The following is a 20,730-nucleotide window of genomic DNA, read 5'->3' as shown; positions in this document are numbered from 1 at the left end:
TGGTTGTTAATATTATTTAACTATGTCAGCCTACGTATTACGGTTATTTTTAGAGCTGATTGTCACAAAAAATTTTTTCCTTGCCTGAGAGATTGATTTTTGTTGTGGAAAATCATTTTCCAATCCAGCGAATGATAGATCCTGATTTTACTGTAGTGTTCTTTAAAAGACTTTAATCTTAATGTAAGTAAGGATTTTATCATCATTTTATAAGAACTTATCACTATTTGTCTTGAGGATTGTTTACTATTGAACGGATCTGAAGAGATCATCATCAGTCTTCTTTTATAAAGCAAAAGCTTGTTGTCAAAGTATTGGTTTTCAGTTCTGTTTCCCCTGTCGTGATATATTACAGCTTCCGGAGCAACACCTATTTTCAGACCGTGGTACAATACCCTTTGACAATAATTATTATCTTCTCCATAATGGTAAAATGAAGGATTGAATCCTCCTATTTTTTCAATACATTTTCTAGTCACTAACCAGGCTGCAGCGTTTACAAAAGGCAATTCATAGAGAGAGGCTAATTTTTGTAAAAATATATCCGAATATAATTTTCTACATTGTGAAGGAGCGATATAATTTGAAAAGCCGAAATCCAGTTCAGAACCATTTCCGTTGAGGTGCATCGGACTTACTATACCGAAATCAGGATTTAATTGTGCCGATGAAATCAAACAATCAATAGTATTGGGTTCTATATAGACATCCTGATTCATTAAAAAAATATAATCTGCGCCTTGCTCATCTGCTTTTTTAATACCTATGTTATTTGCCTGTCCAAAACCTGAATTGACAGGAAGTTTAATAAGCTCTGCCAATGGAAATTTTTGCTCAATAATAAGAATACTATTATCGGTAGAAGCATTATCAACAATAATAGTGTGTTCTATTAATCCCGCCTGATCAATAGATGATAAACAGCGATCAATCCATTTTTCAGAGTTATAGTTTACAATAATTATCTTAACCATTTTTTAATCATTGATTTAAGAGATTTATATTTTCCTATAATATATTTCTTTAGAATATTTTTTTTAGAAAATTCATGATCCAATGATTTTTTTAGTGAATCATGTAAATAATCATAGTACTCTGTATATAATATTTTATGGTATATGTTATAGTCATTAATTTCCGTTTTTCTATTGACATTAGTAGCCTGATTTTCATGAATTCTGAATGCTACTAAAGATTTATCGATAACGATAACCGGATAATTTTTCAGAATTCTATACCAGTATTCATAATCTAAGATTTGCTTAAGCTGTACATCAAATAGCCCTGTTTTTTTGATAATATCCTTTCGGAACATCACACAGCTTGGTTCACCTATTTTATTTAGAGGAGAAGCTAAAAATGATTTCTCGCTAAAAATACGGTGAGTTAAATAGTAAATGGAGTCATTAAATAATTCATAATCTATTTGTAGATTTTTATATTTTTCAATCCACTTTTCTATCTGTTCCGACTTCATGCCGGTATCGATAATAAAGTCTCTTTTAGATGCAACCAACCCAATATCAGGATACTTTACATACATCTCAACCATTTCTTCAATGCAGGTATCGTACAAAATATCATCCTGAAATAAAAATTTAATGTATGTACCATTTGCTTTTTCAATACAATGATTCCAGTTTGCACCTATGCCCTGAGGCTGATGCGTGTAAATATTAACAGGAAATTGAGTGTTTTCTTTAAACTTTTTACAAAGGTTCAATGTTTTGTCCGTGGAACCATCGTCTGATATAATGATTTCAATATTTTTATAGGACTGAGCATTTACAGAGTCTAAACTTTCCTGTAAGAACTTTTCGCCATTATAGGTGGGAATGCATATAGATACCAATTGATTGTTCACAATATTATGTGTTTGATTTTTCTGATGAGAATGATAAGTAATTTCTTAATAGGCAGATTGTAAGCAGCTGTTTCCGGAGATAAATAGTTATTCTGGTAATTTGTTAAGCTTTTAAGTAACAGTTTATATTGATTAGACAGAAGATGGGAAATTTCTTTGTTATCCTGAAAATGTAAGGTTAAAAGTTTAACGGTAAACATCGTATTAACAATCTGATGAATTCGGCTTTGGCTGCTCCAGATTCCGTTTCCAACACGATACACGGCCATCTCTTCCGGCAGATATTTTATAAGGCCATATTGTGCATTGAGTATATGTAACGGATAGTCACCTAGCGGTGAATATGCAATCCAAGGTGGTAATTCATTAAAATTTTTTCTGAATACTACTGATGGAGTATGTATGAAGTTTTTGGCGGCCAAGTGTTTCAATTCGTAGGTCTGTTCTTTATCCGGGCTGGTAAGAATCGTATCTGCCTGATTGCATGATGTATTTATTTCTTTTACTTTATGATATATAATGCTGTAGTCTTTATTGTTTTCTAAAAAATCAATCTGTTTTTGAAGTTTTAGAGGGTCTGTCCAGTAATCGTCTCCTTCACAAATGGCAATGTATTTTCCTTTTGCCTGAGATATTGACCATGCAAAGTTGGGAATAGCGCCTTTATTTTCAGCATGTCTTATATATTTTATCCATGATCCATTCGGATGTGTGTGAATAATTTTCTGAACAATTGCTTCAGTATTATCGGGAGAGCAGTCATCAGAAATAATGAGTTCGATGTCTCTATTAAAAAACTGAGACAAAACCCCTTTAATGCTTTCTTCGATATAACTTTCCTGACCATAGGTGGTCATTACTACACTTACTAATGGATTGATCATTTATTGTGTTTTATAATTTTTGCAGGAATACCTACAGCGGTACAGTTATCAGGAAGGTTTTTTGTGACGATTGTTCCGGCACCGGTAATAACATGGTTTCCTATTTTAATATCGGGAAGAATAATAGTACCCGTACCCAATTGGCAAAAAGATCCAATAGTTGCTCTTCCTAATATCTTTACACCAGGAGATATTTCAGTAAAATCTCCTATGGTTACATCATGGGTTATAATTGAATCATAATAGATAAGCGAAGCCATGCCAGTAATAACATCATTAGAAATTTTTACCCCGGCCAATATATTGGAGCCGTCTCCAATTTCCACTCCGTAAGATCCAATATCTGCATTCGGACTTATTGTTGACACAAGATGTCCGCCAATATTTAGAAACTTATCTGCCAGTATTTTTCTCAGACTCGGATTTCCAAGCCCTAACGTGAATCTGTGATCAGTACTTCTGAAATATTCTTTTGCACAATCTGTATTTTTAAGAATAGGAAATCTTTCATAAAGCAGATCAGGACATTCATTTACATCATCATAAAATACGAGATTTCCCAGCTCTTTTTTTTGATGGCAAATTTCAAGCACCTCTTTTGCAAAACCTCTAGCCCCAACGATAAGCATATTAGTTATTTTGAATTCTCAGCATTAACCTTGTAATTAATTCCACCTCTTCGAATGTTAAATCATAATAAAAAGGCAGACACATTACTCTTCGGGCAATATCATCAGTAATTGGCATTTTTACTTTTGGTAAATACGGCAGCGACGACGCTAAACTCGGGTAAAAATATCTTCTTGTAAAAACCTCAAAGCGATCCATATGCTGCTTGAGCTTCAGAAGTAATTCTTCACTTTCTAAAATAATAGGATAGTAAGCAAAATTATTTTCAGACTGTGGATGCCATACAGGTTTTTCAGCTCTTAAACCGGCTAGTTTTTTATCATACAATGAGGAGAGAGCTTTCCTTTTTTCATGTATCTTATGGATATATTTTAGATTAGCCAATCCCATAGCCGCATGAAATTCCGAGTTCTTTCCATTGATTCCCAGGTCCGAAAAGCTGTCAAATCCCGAAATCCCAAAATTCCGCATTACTGCTAGTTTCTTTAGTAAATCAGGATTTTTTGTCACCAGCAAACCTCCTTCTATGGAGTGATATAATTTAGTCGCATGTAAAGAACATGTTGAGATATCACCATATTCAAAGACAGATTTTCCATTGATTTCCACACCAAAAGCATGTGCAGCATCATATATTACTTTTAGATCATGTTTTTTTGCAATTTTTTCTATAGCTTCAACGTCACAAGGGTTTCCGTAAACGTGGGTTGCCAGAATAGCGGAGGTTTTTCCTGTGATTGCCGCTTCTATTTTATGAACGTCTATATTCAAAGATTTAGGATCAATGTCCACAAAAACCGGAGTGCAGTTTTCCCATACTATAGAAGAGGTTGTTGCAACAAAAGAGAATGGGGTTGTAATGATTTCTCCCTGTATACCTAAAGCTTTAATTGCCATTTGTATGGCAACAGTTCCGTTGGTGACAAATAATAAATGATTAATTCTGAGATATTCTTTTAACTCCATTTCCAGCTGACTGGCTAAAGGCCCCATGTTGGTGAGCCAGTTTCTTTTCCAGATACCGGTTAAATATTTCTGATATTCTTCCTGAGGAGGCAGGAAGGGTTGTGTTACGGGAATCATAGCTTTAGATTTACAGAAAATTGAGTGAGCTTACCTCCTTTTTTTACAAACACAAGTTCTACAAGCCATAAAACCGGAATCTGCAATGGCCTGTTTAAATCGGTAATATCATACAGTTCGTATCCCGCTTCATCCATTTTGCTGACAAGTCTTAATAAAGAGTTTTTGTAAAGTTTATTTTGAATGCCAGCTTCTACAATAAAAACTTCTGTTTTTCCGAATAAATTTGATGCTCCGTCAATTACTTCAAGATCCAGACCTTCGGCGTCTATTTTTACTATATCCGGATAGCTTAGGTGATTTTCCTTAATAATAGAATTAAGGGTTTTGATGGGAACTTCAATTTGGTCATATCCCATTTTAGCTGCTTCTTCTTCAGAGTAAATAAAGGAGCAACTATCATCCCTATCAACGAGGGTAAATTTTAATATATCATTTTTATCACCAACGCCTACCGGTAAATATTTTATTTTAGGACTTTGCAACAAGTCTGTAAATTGTACTGAAAGTCTTTCCTGTGGTTCTATAAGAAGATAGGACGAGTCGGGAAAATGTTTTAAGGCTTCTCTTGTCCATGTTCCGGTATTTGCACCTATATCAACAATAAAATTGGGGCTGAAATTTATTGCTCTTAGTGTTGTGTAAAACTTACCCAACAGATTATTTTTTTCATTTTCGGGAGCGGGATTTTTAGCTTTTCGGGTAATCTCATCATAATTCTTATTTTTTATGATAGTATACCCTGCATTTTTGGCTATTTTCTGTAATAAATTTTTCATCTGTGTATTTTTTTTAATATAAGTTCCATTTAAATGTCGGACGAATATATCCTGGCTCTCGTCCTGTCCAGTCGCCCATTTCTCTTGGTGCATCTTCAACAATGAATGTAAATATATCAGGCTCGATAAAATCTGATCTCAAACGATCTTCAATGATATATAAACTTAAATAATAGTTCCCCGACTGAAAGTATTTTGCCGGGAAGCTGCATTTTAACGTATTAGATCCGGATTGAAGTCCAAATTGTTCATAATGAGAAATAGTAAAAAGAGGTTCACCTTGTTCGTTATTTAAAACATAAGTTAAATGATACCTGTTGGGATTTTCTGCTAAAACATTAATGTCTGTTATTAATTCTATTCCCTGATTTTCATAAAGATTTTTAGAATCATCGGCGCCGGAATTTTTAACTTCGATTCTTCTGATTCGTACATTGTCTGTCCCAATATCTAAAGATTTGATATACTCATTTTCTTTAGAATTTCCGAGATAATAGCTTACACAATTATCTATATTTCCGGAATATTTTACCATTCCTTTTTCAAGTAAAATTCCATTGTTACAGAGTGTTTTTACTGCAGCCATACTGTGACTTACAAAAAGTACAGTTCTTCCTTCTCCCTTCGTGACATCTCCCATCTTGCCAAGGCATTTTTTTTGAAACTCGGCATCGCCCACTGCAAGAACCTCATCAACAATAAGGATTTCAGATTCTAAGTGAGCTGCAACGGCAAAAGCCAGACGCACATACATTCCGGAAGAATATCTTTTTACAGGCGTATCAATATATCTTTCCACTCCTGAAAAATCTACGATTTCGTCGAATTTTCTATTGATTTCTTTTCTGGTCATTCCGAGAATAGCGCCATTAAGGAATACATTTTCCCTGCCGGTCATTTCAGGGTGGAAACCTGTACCGACTTCTAATAGGGATGCAATTCTTCCCCGGGTATATATTTTCCCGGTAGTAGGTTTGGTAACCTTGCTTAATAGTTTTAAAAGGGTAGATTTGCCCGCGCCATTTCTGCCGATAATACCAACAGCATCACCCTGCTCGATTTCGAAATTGATATCCTGCAGAGACCAGACATATTCAGACGCTCCTTTTACAGCTCTGTCATTTGCTTCGCCGATCTTCAGATAAGGATCTTCTTTCCCCTTGATTCTGTACCATATACGGTTGAGGTCATGGGATAGCGTTCCGGTGCCTACCTGTCCTAATCGGTATTGCTTTGATATATTTTCTGCTTTTAAAGCCAGCATAATTGTAGAATTGGGAATGTTAATAATTTTTAAACGGTATCCATGAAAGTTTTTTCCACCTTATTAAATATAAGGGTACCTGCCGTCAAAAGTAAAAGAATGATCAATGTACTTACCATAAGCACTACAGGAGAAAAATCCCCTGTGCCGAGCCATGCATATTTAAAACACTCAAAAATTCCCGTCAACGGATTATAAAAAGCCAGCTCTCTGAAATGACCAGGTAAAGCTGAAGTAGGATAAATAACGGGAGTCGCATACATGTATAAGTTTACTCCAAAAACCATCAGCATGCTCAGGTCTTTGTATTTTGTTGTGAGTGAGGAGAATATCATTCCCGTTCCTAACGCAAAGAGAGCCATAAGAACAATAAGGAATGGCGTTGCCAATACCCAAACATTAGGCTGAATTTCTCCTTTTGCCAGGTAATATACCCAGATGCACAGGAATAGCAGGAACTGCACGCCGAAGCGCATCAGGTTTGAAATGACAATAGAAATAGGTGTCACAAGTCTTGGGAAATATACCTTTCCGAAAATACCGGCATTTCCTGTAAATGTGGAAGAGGTGCTCAGAAGGCACGAAGAAAAATAATTCCAGAGGGTAACCCCTGAAAGATAAAACAACAAAGGCGGTGCGCCAGCTGTGGGTAAACCGGCAATTTTGCCAAAAACAATGAGGAAAGTAAGTGTAGTGAAGATCGGGTTTATAAAAAACCAGATGGGACCTAAGATTGTCTGCTTAAAACTTGATATGAAGTCTCGTTTAACAAACATGTAAACGAGATCTTTATAATTCCATACCTCTTTTAATTTTAAGTCAAACAGGGAATGCCTGGCTTCAATTATTTCGGTCCACTTTTTTTGTGGTTCATTCATTTGTGTAGAGTTTAATGCAAATTTATATTATTTTCTTATATCTCGTATATTTTATTCTTAAAAAATTATTATTCAGTTAAAAAAATTATAAGCTATAGCTTATATAGTAATATTTATTGTGAAATACGATATTTATGTCAATAGTTTGATGGTATGATTTGAAGACCTGTATTTATTTAATAACAAGCTGCTTTAAATATTCACCATAGCCGCTTTTACCATATTTTACTGCAGTTTGCAAAAGCTTTTCTTCATTAATGAATTTATTTCTGAAAGCAATTTCTTCAATACATCCGATTTTGAATCCTTGTCTTTTTTCAATCACCCGTACAAATTCCGAAGCATCATTCAGAGAATCGAAAGTTCCGGTATCAAGCCACGCAGTACCTCTGTCCAGAACGCCTACTTCAAGTTTCCCTTTGCTCAGATAAACGTTATTTACGTCCGTGATCTCAAGTTCTCCTCTCGCAGAGGGCTGGATATTCTTTGCAATTTCAACGACCTCATTATCATAAAAGTATAATCCCGGAACCGCGTAATTAGACTTCGGTTTCAGTGGTTTTTCTTCAATGGAAACCGCTTTGAAATCATCATCAAACTCTACAACGCCATATCTTTCGGGGTCTGAAACGTGATACGCAAAAACAACTCCCCCTTCAGGATTAGTTTTATTTTTAAGTAAAGTTCCCATTTCGGAACCGTAGAAAATATTATCACCTAAAACCAGTGCTGCAGCATCACCTCCAATAAAGTCATCTCCCAGAATAAATGCCTGTGCCAATCCGTCGGGACTTGGCTGTACCACATACTGAATATTGCAGCCAATCTGTGATCCATCACCCAAAAGCTTGATAAAACCTTCCTGGTCATGAGGTGTTGTGATAATAAGAATATCTTTGATTCCTGCCAATAGTAAAGTTGACAGCGGATAATAAATCATCGGTTTGTCATAAATCGGCATCAGCTGTTTACTGACTGCAATGGTAAGGGGATAGAGCCTTGTCCCTGAGCCCCCGGCTAAAATAATACCTTTCATTGTATTGTGCTTAGTGATATTGTTTTTCGTAGTATTTCTGATAGTCTCCGCTTGTTACATTTTCCAGCCACTCTTTATTTTCCAGATACCAGTCGATGGTTTTGGCCAATCCTTCTTCAAAAGTTACCGATGGCTTCCATCCTAAATCTTTATTTAGCTTTGTAGCATCAATAGCATAGCGTTTGTCGTGTCCCGGTCTGTCTTTTACAAAAGTAATCAGTTTTTCAGAGTAGCCTTCAGGTTGGTTCAGTTTTGCATCCATTTGTCGGATAAGTTCTTTTACCAGATCAATATTCTGCCATTCGTTGAATCCTCCGATATTGTAGGTTTCCCCTGTTTTAGCATCATTGAAAATCTGGTGGATTGCTTTTGCGTGATCAATGACAAAAAGCCAGTCTCTCGTATATTTGCCATCACCGTAAATCGGCAAAGGTTTCTCATTGATAATATTAGATATACAAAGTGGAATTAATTTTTCAGGGAAATGATTCGGACCATAATTGTTTGAACAGTTTGATACGATAAAAGGCATTCCGTACGTATTTCCGTAAGCTCTTACCAAGTGATCAGAGGCTGCTTTTGAAGCAGAGTATGGAGACTGCGGATCGTATGGTGTGGTTTCTAAAAAAAATCCTGTTTCACCCAGGCTTCCATAGACTTCATCGGTAGAAATATGATAGAAAAGGTTTTTTCTTTTTTCATCAGGGAGTCTTCCATGAGTATGATCGGGATTTAGCGTCCAGAATTCTTTACATAGATTTAAAAGATTCGCCGTACCGTTTACGTTGGTATTGATGAATGCCATCGGGTCCGTGATGCTTCTGTCTACATGGCTTTCTGCAGCTAAATGTACTACGGCATCAGGGTTATATTTTTCAAAAATAGGTCTTAATTCTTCGGGTTTTGTTATGTCTGCTTTCTCGAAAACATAATTGGATTCGTTCTCAATATCCTTTAGGTTCTCAAGGTTTCCGGCATAAGTAAGGGCATCCAGATTGATAATGGTAATATCCGGGTTATTTTTTACAAATTCTCTTACAACATGCGAGCCGATGAATCCGGCGCCACCTGTAATGATTATATTTTTCATGTTTTTTGTGTTATTGGCCGCGGCTTTTGGCTTTTGGCATTATTGATTTACTTTAACTTGGGTCTTACCGGATGGTTTTGCGGCCTATACTTTTATAATAGAATCCGTTTTGCTCGGGAATTTCCAATGGATACATATTTCTTCCGTCAAAAACAGCTTTGTTTTTCATTTTTTTTGCCATGAGTTCAAAATTAGGATTTTTGAATTCGGGCCATTCTGTTGCGATGAATAAGGCATCTGCATTTTCCAAGGCTTCATACATGGTTTTGGCAAAATGAATTTTATTCCCAAGAAGTTTTTTTACATTATTTTCTGCAACGGAATCATACGCAACAATTTTTGCGCCTTTTTCCAATAAAATGGAAATATTATCAAGTGAAGATGCCTCGCGGATGTCATCGGTATTCGCTTTAAAAGCCAGTCCCCACATTGCAATTGTTTTTCCTTCGATATTCCCGCCGAAATATTTCTCAATTTCTCCAACCAGGATTACTTTTTGTGCTGCATTCACTTTTTCTGTAGCTTCCAGAATCTGAAAATCAAACTCTTCATTTTTTCCTGATTTTATCAAAGCTTTTACATCTTTAGGGAAACAGCTTCCGCCGTACCCGATTCCCGGAAACAGGAATCTGTGACCTATTCTGTCGTCACTTCCCATTCCAAGACGAACTTTATCTACATCTGCTCCCACCTTTTCACAATAGTTGGCAATTTCATTCATGAAGGTAATTTTTACGGCAAGAAATGAATTGGCAGCATATTTTGTAAGTTCAGATGATTTTTCATCCATAAATATAATAGGAACTCCCGTATTGGTAAAAGGCTGATAGATCATTGCCATAATATCCTTTGCTTTTTCCGAGCTTGATCCCACTACTACTCTTGAAGGATTCATGGAATCTTCAACGGCAAAACCTTCTCTCAAAAATTCCGGATTGGATACAACATCAAAAGGAATTGTTGTTTTTGATTCAATTACTTCCCTTACTTTATCGGCAGTACCTACAGGTACAGTACTTTTGTTGACAATGACTTTGTAATCGGTCATCATTTCCCCGATATCGGAAGCTACCTTCAGTACATAAGAAAGGTCAGCTGATCCGTCTTCTCCCGGCGGAGTGGGCAAGGCTAAATAAATAACTTCGCTTTTGTCTAATGCTTCTTTTAAATCGGTCGTGAAAAATAATCTCTCGGACTGGATATTTCTTAAAAACATCTCCTCAAGATTTGGCTCATAAATGGGAACTACGCCGTTTTTCATTCCCTCAACTTTTTTTTCATCAATATCTACACAGTATACTGAATTTCCAAGTTCTGCTAAAGTCGTTCCTGTGACTAATCCTACATAACCTGTTCCTACAATAGTAATATTCAAAGTAAATGTATTTTTTAAAATTAGTACAAAAGTAATAAAAATACAATCATGATTATATTTTAAATAATAATTAACTTATTGTATTGATAATAAGATATTTTGCTTTTTTGATAAAAATTCGTATATTTGCAGTGGATTTACGGAAAAACATGGGAAGGCCTTCGGAAGAAAGCCTTTTTTCGTACGGGTAAATCAGCATTTTAAATAACATATGGAGTTTAGAAAAAGAATTGAAGAATTATTAAATGATTTTCTGGAAACCAGAAAGGATTTATTTCTTATAGATCTGAAAATTTCTGCCGGAGATGATATTACAGTGATTTTAGATGGTGATAACGGGGTTTCTCTACAAGATTGCCTGGATGCAAGCCGTGCTATAGAATTCAATATGGACCGTGAGGAGCATGATTTTAGCCTGCAGGTAATGTCTGCCGGTTTAAGCGAACCTTTGGCGACCCCGAGACAGTTTGCTAAAAACATCGGAAGAGAGATCGAAGTTTTGCTGAACGACTCTTCGAAAATTGAAGGTGAGCTGGCAAAAATAGATGAAGAAAAGATTACCCTTATTCTGCGTTACCGAAAGCCGAAGGATATTGGGAAAGGTAAAGTAGATGTGGAGGAGGAAAAAGAAATTCCGTACTCTGAGATTAAAAAAGCATTAGTAACAATTAAATTTTAAAAGAAAAAAGAATACATGGACAATATAGCGTTGATTGAATCCTTTGGTGATTTTAAAGACGAAAAGGGGATCAGTAAGATTGATCTTATGGCGATTATTGAAGATTCACTGAAAACTCTTTTAAGAAAGAGATATGATTCGGATGACCATTTCGATGTGATTGTAAACCCTGATAAAGGCGATTTTCAGATCTTTTTAAATAAAACCATTGTAGAAGACGAAATGTCTGAAGATGATGATCTTGAAATCGAAATTTCCGAAGCTAAAAAAATTGATCCTACTTTTGAAGTAGGTGAAGATTTCACAATGGAAATTCCTGTTGCACAGCTGGGAAGAAGAAATATTCTTACCCTGAAGCAGATTTTGGCTACGAAATTGCAGGAGCACAACAATGCCATGTTATATGAGCAGTTTAAAGACAGAATCGGGGAGATCGTAGTAGGAGAAATTCACCATATCCGTCATAAGCATGTAATTCTGCTTGATGATGAAGGAAACGAATTTATTTTGCCTAAAGAAAATCAAATCCCATCCGATTTCTTTAAAAAAGGAGAAAATATCAGGGCTATTGTAGAAACAGTAGATTTCAAAGGTTCAAAACCGCAGATTATTATTTCCAGGACTGCACCTAAATTCCTTGAGAAATTATTGGAGCTGGAAATTCCTGAGATCCAGGACGGAACGATTATGCTGAAGAAAGTGGTAAGAATTCCTGGTGAGAAGGCGAAAATTGCAGTAGATGCTTACGACGACAGAATCGATCCTGTAGGAGCTTGTGTGGGAGTGAAAGGATCAAGAATTCACGGTGTGGTAAGAGAACTGAGAAATGAAAACATCGATGTGATCCAGTGGTCTAAAAACCCTGAAATTTTAGTGAAAAGAGCTTTAGGAAATGTTACCATCAATAAAATTGACATCAACGAGGATCAGCAATATGCATTAGTATATACGCCCGTTGAAGAGATTTCCAAAGTTATCGGAAAACAAGGTCAGAATATCAGACTTGCTTCTTGGTTGACAGGTTATGAAATTGATGTACATAGAGAAGCCAGCGAAGATGACGACGTTGAATTGAAAGAATTCAATGACGATATCGATCAGTGGATTCTGGATGAATTTAAAAAAGTAGGGCTTACCACAGCAAAATCGGTTTTGGATAAAGAAACTGAAAGTTTATTGAACATGGTAGATCTTGAAGAGGAAACCATTGAAGATGTGAAACGTATTCTGAGAGAAGAATTCGAAGATTAAGATTTATAAATAAATTTTAATAAACAGTAAAAAAGAAATACTTTAATTTTAAGAATTAAAAAACAGTAAATAATATAGATGCCAAAAATTAGATTAAATAAAGCGGTTAAGGAATTCAACATTTCCATGTCCAGATTAGTAGAATTTTTACAGTCAAAGGGCATTGAGGTTGAAAGCAATCCTAACGCTCAATTAGAAGAAGCGGCATATTCTGCATTGGAGGCTGAGTTTGCCAAGGACGGCGAACAGCGAAAAGCTTCCCATGAGGTGGTGATCACAAAAGTTCCGGAAGAAAAACTGGAAATTGAAGAAAAGAAAACCCCTGAAGTAATAAGAGCTAAAGCTAATAAACCGGAAACTAAAATTTTAGGGAAAATAGACTTAGAGCCTAAAAAACCTGAAGTGGAAGAAACTCCTGCTCCGAAGCCGGAACCTGTGGCGGAAGAGAAAAAAGAGGAAGTTGCACCTGCTCCTGAAGTGAAAGCAACTCCTGAAAAACAGGAATTCAAAGTTCTGGATAAAATAGATTTGTCTCAGATCGAGTCCCGAAACAGACCCGTGAAAAAAGACAAATCGAAAACAGAAGATAAAAAAGAAGAGGAAAAACCTGCAACCAAACCTGTAGAACCTGTAAAAGAGACTCCGCAACCTGTTGCCGAAAAACCCGTTGCAAAACCGGTTGAAGAAAAAGCAGCAGAACCTGCAAAAGCAGAGGAGGGATCTCAGGAACCACAAAAAATTGAAACCGTTTATCAAAAACTTGACGGTCCTAAAATTGTTGGAGAAAAAATCGATTTAACTCAGTTTGCCCCTAAACAGGGAGCAGGAGCTAAAAAGAAAAGAAAAAGAATTGAGAAACCGGGCGGAGGAAATCAGCAAGGTGGAAACAATAACCAACAAGGAGGTAATAACCAGGGACAAGGGAACCGTCCTCAAGGACAGGGAGGCCAGGGTGGAAATCGTTTTGGAAATAATCAGGGCGGACAAGGAAACCGTCCTCAGGGTCAAGGTGGACTGGGTAACCGTCCTCCAGGACAGGGAGGTCAAGGCGGAAACCGTTTTGGAAACAACCAGGCCGGACAAGGAAATCGTCCTCAAGGACAAGGAGGTCAAGGTGGAAACAGAGGAGGATTCAACAGAGGCGGACAAGGCGGAAACAGACCTGGTCAAAGAACAATGCCTGTTGAATTGACGGATGAACAAGTTAAAAACCAGATCAAGGAAACCCTTGAAAAATTAACCAATAAAGGAGGTAAATCGAAATCTGCTAAACACAGAAAAGATAAGAGGAACTTCCGTAGAGAACAGGACGAGCGTCAGCAGGAAATTGATGCGGCAGACAGAACATTAAAAGTAACTGAATTCATCACGGTTGGTGAATTGGCAAGTTTAATGAATGTTTCTCCTACAGAAGTAATTTCTGCATGTTTCTCATTAGGAGTAATGGTTACAATGAACCAGAGACTTGAAGCGGACACCTTATTATTGGTGGCAGATGAATTCGGGTATAAAATTGAATTCTCGGATGCGGATCTTGAAGATTCAGATTCTGAAGATGAAATTGATAACGAAGAAGATCTCCTTCCAAGAGCTCCGATTGTAACGGTAATGGGTCACGTAGACCACGGTAAGACCTCATTGCTGGATTACATCAGAAAAACAAACGTAATTGCCGGTGAATCAGGAGGTATTACTCAGCACATTGGTGCTTATAATGTTAAACTGGAAAACGGACAAAGAATTACATTCTTAGATACACCGGGTCACGAAGCCTTTACGGCGATGAGAGCAAGAGGTGCACAGGTTACCGATATTGCAATTATCGTAATTGCTGCCGATGATGATGTAATGCCTCAAACAAAAGAAGCAATCTCTCACGCGCAGGCTGCAGGTGTACCGATGATTATTGCCATCAATAAAGTTGATAAACCGAATGCGAATCCTGATAATATCCGACAACAGCTTTCCGGAATGAATATTTTGGTAGAAGAATGGGGTGGAAACGTTCAGGCACAGGAAATTTCTGCGAAATTCGGTAATAATGTAGATACTTTACTGGAAAAAGTATTGCTTCAGGCAGAAATGCTTGAGCTGAAAGCTAATCCGGACAGAAGTGCACAGGGTGTTGTTATTGAAGCTTCATTAGATAAAGGTAGAGGTTACGTTGCTACAATGCTAGTACAAACCGGAACTTTAAGAGTTGGAGACTACGTAGTAGCAGGTAAAAATCATGGTAAAGTAAAAGCTTTGCTTGATGAAAGAGGTAAAAATCTTTCTGAAGCAGGTCCTTCAATTCCGGCCACCATTTTAGGTCTGGATGGAGCGCCTACAGCAGGTGATAAATTCAGAGTTTACGCTGACGAAAGTGAAGGTAAAGCGATTGCCAACAAGAGAGAACAGCTTCAGAGAGAACTTTCTATCAGAACTAAAAAGCATACAACACTTGAAGAATTGGGTAGACGTATTGCTTTAGGAGAGTTTAAAGAATTGAATATTATCCTTAAAGGTGATGTGGACGGTTCAGTAGAAGCACTTTCTGATCAGTTACAGAGATTATCTACAGAAGAGATCAGTGTGAAAATCCTTCACTCAGGTGTGGGGCAGATCACTGAATCTGATATCAACTTAGCGGCAGCGTCTGATGCGATTATTATCGGATTTAACGTAAGAGCCGGTGCAAATGCCAAAGATCTTGCAGACCGTGAAGAAATTGAAATCAGAACCTATTCTGTAATCTATAAAGCTATTGATGAGGTAAAAGAAGCGATGGAAGGAATGCTTTCTCCTGAAATTCAGGAGCAGGTGATTGGTAATGTTGAAATCCGTGAAGTATTCAAGATTTCTAAAGTGGGAACTATTGCAGGTTGTATGGTTCTTACAGGAAAAGTTACAAGACAGTCCAAAGTACGTTTGCTTAGAGACGGCATCGTGAAATTCGACGGCGAACTTGAAAGTTTGAAACGTTTCAAAGATGACGTAAAAGAAGTCACCAAAGGCTACGAGTGTGGATTGAATCTGAAAGGATATAACGACATAGAAGTTGGTGATATTCTGGAAGTTTACGAGGAAGTAGCTGTTAAAAAGAAGCTAAAATAAAAATCACTCACCGGAGATAAAAAAGGCCCGCTTTTAAATAAAGCGGGCCTTTTTATATGCGAAATATAATTTGTAATGATTCTAAATAATTATGATTATGTTAAATGATATATGTTAAATTTTATAATAATGATGTTTATTTATTTTTAATTGGTAATCAATTATGTATTATTATAATTTACAGTATAAAGATGTTATTATTGATATATACGTAAAAATAATCTTAAAAAAGATTGAATATTAAAAATTTGCGTGTGTTAAAATTTATTAACATATTTGCGCTAAAATATATTAAAATTTGTTAATATGAATGTTAAATTACGTGTACTGACAGCTGGTGTATTATTTTTTACAGGGCAGGCAGTTTTTGCTCAAGAAGATACAACTAGTACTAAACAGTTAAAAGAACAAAAGATTGAGGAGGTAGTTGTTTTGGGTTATAATAACAAAATTGTTAAATCTTTAACAACCACAGCTCAAACAACAGTTTTAGCGGAACAGATTGAAAACAGACCTAATATTTCCATGGTAACTTCCTTACAGGGTACTGCACCGGGGATGCAAATTTCTGCTAATTCAGGTTCTCCGGGTTCTGCTAAGATTAATGTATTAATCAGAGGTATATCTTCTTTAAGTGGAAGTACTGATCCTCTTTATGTAATTGATGGTATTCCTGTTAATTCGTCAGTTTTCAGATCACTTAATCCTGAAGACGTTGAGAGTTTTTCTATTTTGAAAGATGCTCAAGCAACTTCAATTTACGGTAACAGAGGTGCTAATGGTGTTATTGTAATTACCACAAAAAAAGGAAGATTCAATAATAAAATTAGTGTTAGATATTCTGGTAATACCGGGTTTACTGAATTACAGAAACACAGATACAATATTGCAAACTCTAAAGAAACCTTAAGGTTAGAAAAGGAGTGGGCAACAGGATTAGGCGCTACTTTGACGGATGCTGAAATTGACAATTATGCAATTGATACAGACTGGGAAAAATACTTCTTTAGAAAAGGTTTTTCACAATCGCATAACGTTGCAGTTACTGCAGGTTCGAAAAATTTATCGTCTTATACTTCGGTAGGTTATTTAGAGCAGGAAGGTATCGTTCCGACTACAGACTTTAAAAGATTTACCCTTAGACAAAATATTGATGGTAGATCAGATAATAACAAATTTACCTACAGTGTTGGTATCAGTGCGAATTATTCAAAAAGAAATCAATTAGAGCAGGAAACAAGAACTGATATCGATGGTAACGTACTACAAAACCCGTTACAAGGGCTTTTAACTTCTGCACCTTATATCGATCCTAATTTGTATCAAAATGGCCAACAGTTATTTAATGATTTCGGAGCTCCAAGTTTCCAGATCGTTCCTTATATGCTAATGGATTATTTGAAACCGGGGAATGTTCCAAACAGATATAACGAGTTGAAATTATTGGCAAATACTTCAGCAAAATATCAGTTCACCGATGAATTGAGCGCATCTATAACTTCTGGTGTGGATTTTACTGAAAATAAGAGAGTCTTTGCAAGAGCTCCTTGGTCTTACTTAGCTATTACATCACAAGTTAGTGCAGGTGCTGCTTTTGGAGGTATTGAATTGCAGTCTGTTGATCAGGATTTTGGATTCAATTCCGTTGCTAAAGTAAACTATAACAAGACCATTGGTGATAAACATACGATTGACGTAGGAGTATATTCAGAATATATTAAAGCTCACAGAAGAGTTCAGGCTATGCAACAAAGTGGTTTGGATCCTAGAACATGGTCTCCAGGTGCTGGTACAGGATATGTTCCATGGTCAGCGGCAACACCCAACCTTTATCGTCCGACAGTAAGTGCTTTACAGCAGGATGCAGGCTTGTTCTCGTATTTTGCCACAGCAGATTATGATTATGATGGTAAATATGGAGTGAGTGGTATGATCAGAAGAGATGCTTCTTATAAATTTATTGATGACAACCGATGGGGAACATTCTGGTCTGCGGGTGCAAGATGGAATCTTAATAAAGAAAGTTTTTTAGCAAACTCATCATTTAATTTGTTAAAACTTAGAGGGTCTTACGGTACTCAAGGAAATGCCAACCTAGGTAGCTCAACAGCAGGAGCCAATTTACTGTATACCGGTAATCAGGTTGTTAGGGATCTTAACTCCTCTCAGTCAGGGTACGGTGGTTTGTCATCAATTGGTGTCTCTACCATTGCAAACAGGAACTTCAGTTGGGAGAAAATTTCTCAGGCAAATATCGGGGTAGATTTTGATTATAAAAACTCATTGATTACCGGATCTGTTGATGTTTATAGAAAAAAGACAACAGATATGTTCAATACTATTAATATATCAGCTATCAATGGACAGTATACCCTTACTGGAAATTTAGGGGATATGAAGAATGATGGTATTGAAGCATTAGTAAGATATAGCCCATTTAGAGGAAAAGACTTTAACTTAACAGTTTTTGCTAATGGGTCTTATAATAACAATAAAATTACTAAGATGCCATACACGATGTTAACAGGTGAGGGTAATCCATTCTTAACAATGAATTACAGAAGACCTTCAGACGGCGTAATCTATGCGGAAGGACACTTGGCATATGAATATTTCATGGTACCTTATGTAGGGGTAAACAAAGAAAACGGGAATATGTTATTCCTGGACAGATTCGGAAATACTACAGAAAACCCAACAGATTTGGATAGAAGATTCACCGGAAAATCACCAATTCCGAAATATCAGGGAGGTTTTGGTCTGGAAACTTCATACAAAGGCTTCTATGTTGATGTGTTATTTACTTTTGCAGCAGATGTATGGAGAGTGGATGCAGATTTACAAGGACTTTCTAACCCGCAGGCTAATTTAGGTGCATTCCCTGTTACAAGAGATCTTCTATATGCATGGTCTCCAACAAACACTAACAGTGATGTTCCTGCAATTGATGCTAGTAACTATACTCAGTCGGAAGACTTTTCTGATAGATTTTTAAGAGACGCGTCGTATATAAGACTTAGAAATATTGCAGTTGGTTATAATGTTTCTAAAGATCTCTTAAAAACAACCCCAATAAAATCATTGAAGGTGTTTGCTACAGCTGAGAATATGTATACTTGGACTAAATGGAGAGGTTTTGATGCTGAGGCTTATTCAACTAGTACATATGGTGGATACCCGACTCCGAAAATTATTTCATTTGGTGTTGAAGCTGAATTCTAAAAAAATTAAAATTATTTAAGTTATGAAAAAAATACTCTTAACAATATCGTTACTGTCAATATTACCCGTTGTTAATTCATGTAAGGATGCTTACGATATACAACAAGCCGGTGAGTTTTCGGAAGCTGCGACTTTCAAAACTACAACGGATATGCAGTTATTTCTTAATGAAACATATGATAAAATCAATGGTGTAGGTGAAATTGAGTTCACAGGTCTTTTAACTGACGAAACATCATTAGGGTCCCAGAATGGCGGGCAAAACAATGGATTGTACCGATTTATCATTAACCCTACAACTTCAGCAGAAGGAAGTAGTGTTGCAAGTATGTGGCTTTCACATTATCAGTCTATCAACTATGCAAATAGACTCATAAGAGGGGCTAAGTCTATTACTCCGACTGATGTTACGGATCAGGCTAAATATAATTCAATATTAGCTCAAGCTAGAGCAATCAGAGCATTCTGTCATTTTCAGTTATTATCATTTTTTGCTACTGACTTAAAAAATGATAGCGCACCTGGTGTGATCTTGTTAACAGACGTTCCGGATGACGTAAATGATTCTAGACCAAGAAACTCTGTAGGAGAAGTTTTTGCGCAAATTAACGCAGACCTAGATTACGCAGAAACTAATTTAGGTACTCCTGCAATGAGTTTATCAAAATGGAAGTATATAAGTGTTAATATGATTAATGCTTTAAGAGCCAGAATGAATGCATACAGAGGGAAATATGCAGATGCAGAATTATATGCTAATAAAGTGATCAGTACCTCAGGCTTAGTTTTAACTCCTGCTACTCCTATTCCAGGGGGTACCGTAGGTTCTAATGCATGGAATACGCAATATTATTCATCTTCTACAACAAATCCTTATAGGAGAATGTGGGCTGATCTTGATCAGGGAGAAGTAATTTTTGCATTGGATAGATCTGTTGGTAAAGGAACTATTGGAAATATTTATTATTTCAATCAAACTAACCTTACAGGTGGTCCATTTATGGAAATGGGAAGAAATCTATTCAATATATTAGATAACACTCCGGGAGATATCAGAAGAAGAGCTTACCTTGATCCAACAACTAAAGTGGATCCAACTTATCTTACGAATCCAAATTATAAAATGGATGACGTTTTATGTATTGATAAATATCCTGGAAAACCAAGTGGTGCACCTTTAAATAATGACTTGAAAGTGTTCAGACTTTCTGAAATGTATTTAATTAAGGCTGAAGCAAGAGTAGCGGCAAATGATCTAGCAGGAGCTGCAGCTCAAATTAAGGCGATAAGAGATGCCAGAAACTATATTGCTCCAGTAGCTTTACCTGTATACGCAAATGCTCAGGCCGCTTGGAAAGATATTTTAAAAGAAAGAAGAGTAGAACTTGCTTTTGAAGGCCATAGATATCTTGATATTAAACGTCTTGGTGCCCTAGCGGGTGAGCAGGTTGACAGAAATATTAGAGATACTGAAAATATGCCTGAGAAGACAATTGCGCCTAATGATTACCGATTCACATTGCCAATTCCTTTTGAAGAGATAAATGCGAACTTGGTTATTAAGCAAAATCCTGGTTATTAATATCAGTTTAGCCGATA

Annotated in this window: 16 protein-coding genes; 5 read left to right on the top strand and 11 right to left on the bottom strand. The window is 36.4% G+C overall.

Annotated features, from left to right (window positions below; genetic code table 11):
- Positions 1–62 precede the first annotated feature (62 nt).
- From ACYT6F_RS04115 to ACYT6F_RS04065, 11 genes are all read right to left on the bottom strand, one after another.
- Complete coding sequence (locus ACYT6F_RS04115) at positions 63–974, bottom strand: glycosyltransferase family 2 protein (RefSeq protein ID WP_472599998.1); 912 nt, start codon at positions 972–974, stop codon at positions 63–65.
- On the bottom strand, positions 962–1,864 hold the full coding sequence (locus tag ACYT6F_RS04110) for a glycosyltransferase family 2 protein (RefSeq protein ID WP_472599997.1): 903 nt from the start codon (positions 1,862–1,864) through the stop codon (positions 962–964). The genes ACYT6F_RS04115 and ACYT6F_RS04110 overlap by 13 nt, the downstream gene beginning before the upstream one ends.
- Positions 1,861–2,748: a glycosyltransferase family 2 protein gene (locus tag ACYT6F_RS04105; protein WP_472599996.1), complete on the bottom strand. Its 888-nt coding sequence runs from the start codon at positions 2,746–2,748 to the stop codon at positions 1,861–1,863. Before ACYT6F_RS04105 ends, ACYT6F_RS04110 begins: the two co-directional genes overlap by 4 nt.
- Positions 2,745–3,377: an acetyltransferase gene (locus ACYT6F_RS04100; RefSeq protein WP_472599995.1), complete on the bottom strand. Its 633-nt coding sequence runs from the start codon at positions 3,375–3,377 to the stop codon at positions 2,745–2,747. The genes ACYT6F_RS04105 and ACYT6F_RS04100 overlap by 4 nt, the downstream gene beginning before the upstream one ends.
- 1 nt (position 3,378) lies before the next feature.
- Positions 3,379–4,461, bottom strand: a complete 1,083-nt coding sequence (locus ACYT6F_RS04095; RefSeq protein WP_472599994.1) for a DegT/DnrJ/EryC1/StrS family aminotransferase — start codon at positions 4,459–4,461, stop codon at positions 3,379–3,381.
- A complete protein-coding gene (locus tag ACYT6F_RS04090; RefSeq protein WP_472599993.1) occupies positions 4,458–5,240 on the bottom strand; it encodes an FkbM family methyltransferase in 783 nt (260 codons plus the stop codon). The genes ACYT6F_RS04095 and ACYT6F_RS04090 overlap by 4 nt, the downstream gene beginning before the upstream one ends.
- 13 nt (positions 5,241–5,253) lie before the next feature.
- Positions 5,254–6,504, bottom strand: coding sequence for an ABC transporter ATP-binding protein (locus ACYT6F_RS04085; protein ID WP_472599992.1), 1,251 nt, complete (start codon positions 6,502–6,504; stop codon positions 5,254–5,256).
- Between the two features lie 29 nt (positions 6,505–6,533).
- Positions 6,534–7,382: an ABC transporter permease gene (locus ACYT6F_RS04080; protein ID WP_472599991.1), complete on the bottom strand. Its 849-nt coding sequence runs from the start codon at positions 7,380–7,382 to the stop codon at positions 6,534–6,536.
- 172 nt (positions 7,383–7,554) lie between these two features.
- Entirely contained in the window at positions 7,555–8,418 is an 864-nt protein-coding gene (gene rfbA, locus ACYT6F_RS04075) for a glucose-1-phosphate thymidylyltransferase RfbA (protein WP_472599990.1), read from the bottom strand.
- Positions 8,419–8,428: 10 nt separating this feature from the next.
- Positions 8,429–9,508, bottom strand: a complete 1,080-nt coding sequence (gene rfbB, locus ACYT6F_RS04070; protein WP_472599989.1) for a dTDP-glucose 4,6-dehydratase — start codon at positions 9,506–9,508, stop codon at positions 8,429–8,431.
- Between the two features lie 64 nt (positions 9,509–9,572).
- Positions 9,573–10,883, bottom strand: coding sequence for a UDP-glucose dehydrogenase family protein (locus tag ACYT6F_RS04065; protein ID WP_472599988.1), 1,311 nt, complete (start codon positions 10,881–10,883; stop codon positions 9,573–9,575).
- A gap of 211 nt (positions 10,884–11,094) precedes the next feature.
- On the opposite strand from ACYT6F_RS04065, the gene rimP reads away from it, so the two are divergent.
- The 5 genes from rimP to ACYT6F_RS04040 all read left to right on the top strand — a co-directional run bounded on the left by rimP (position 11,095) and on the right by ACYT6F_RS04040 (position 20,713).
- Positions 11,095–11,562: a ribosome assembly cofactor RimP gene (gene rimP, locus ACYT6F_RS04060; protein ID WP_472599987.1), complete on the top strand. Its 468-nt coding sequence runs from the start codon at positions 11,095–11,097 to the stop codon at positions 11,560–11,562.
- Between the two features lie 15 nt (positions 11,563–11,577).
- On the top strand, positions 11,578–12,813 hold the full coding sequence (gene nusA / locus ACYT6F_RS04055) for a transcription termination factor NusA (RefSeq protein ID WP_472599986.1): 1,236 nt from the start codon (positions 11,578–11,580) through the stop codon (positions 12,811–12,813).
- 78 nt (positions 12,814–12,891) lie between these two features.
- A complete protein-coding gene (gene infB, locus ACYT6F_RS04050) occupies positions 12,892–15,909 on the top strand; it encodes a translation initiation factor IF-2 (protein WP_472599985.1) in 3,018 nt (1,005 codons plus the stop codon).
- A 306-nt stretch (positions 15,910–16,215) separates the two neighbouring features.
- Positions 16,216–19,131 carry a SusC/RagA family TonB-linked outer membrane protein gene (locus ACYT6F_RS04045; protein WP_472599984.1) on the top strand — a complete coding sequence of 972 codons (2,916 nt, stop codon included), beginning with the start codon at positions 16,216–16,218 and terminating at the stop codon, positions 19,129–19,131.
- 22 nt (positions 19,132–19,153) lie between these two features.
- The gene (locus ACYT6F_RS04040; protein WP_472599983.1) at positions 19,154–20,713 is read left to right on the top strand and encodes a RagB/SusD family nutrient uptake outer membrane protein; all 1,560 of its coding nucleotides are present in this window, start codon (positions 19,154–19,156) and stop codon (positions 20,711–20,713) included.
- Positions 20,714–20,730: the final 17 nt, after the last annotated feature.

The organism is Chryseobacterium sp. NG-CE01 (genome assembly GCF_055695505.1).
Note: the sequence above shows the minus strand (reverse complement) of the source record. Positions and strands in the feature narration are given on the sequence as shown.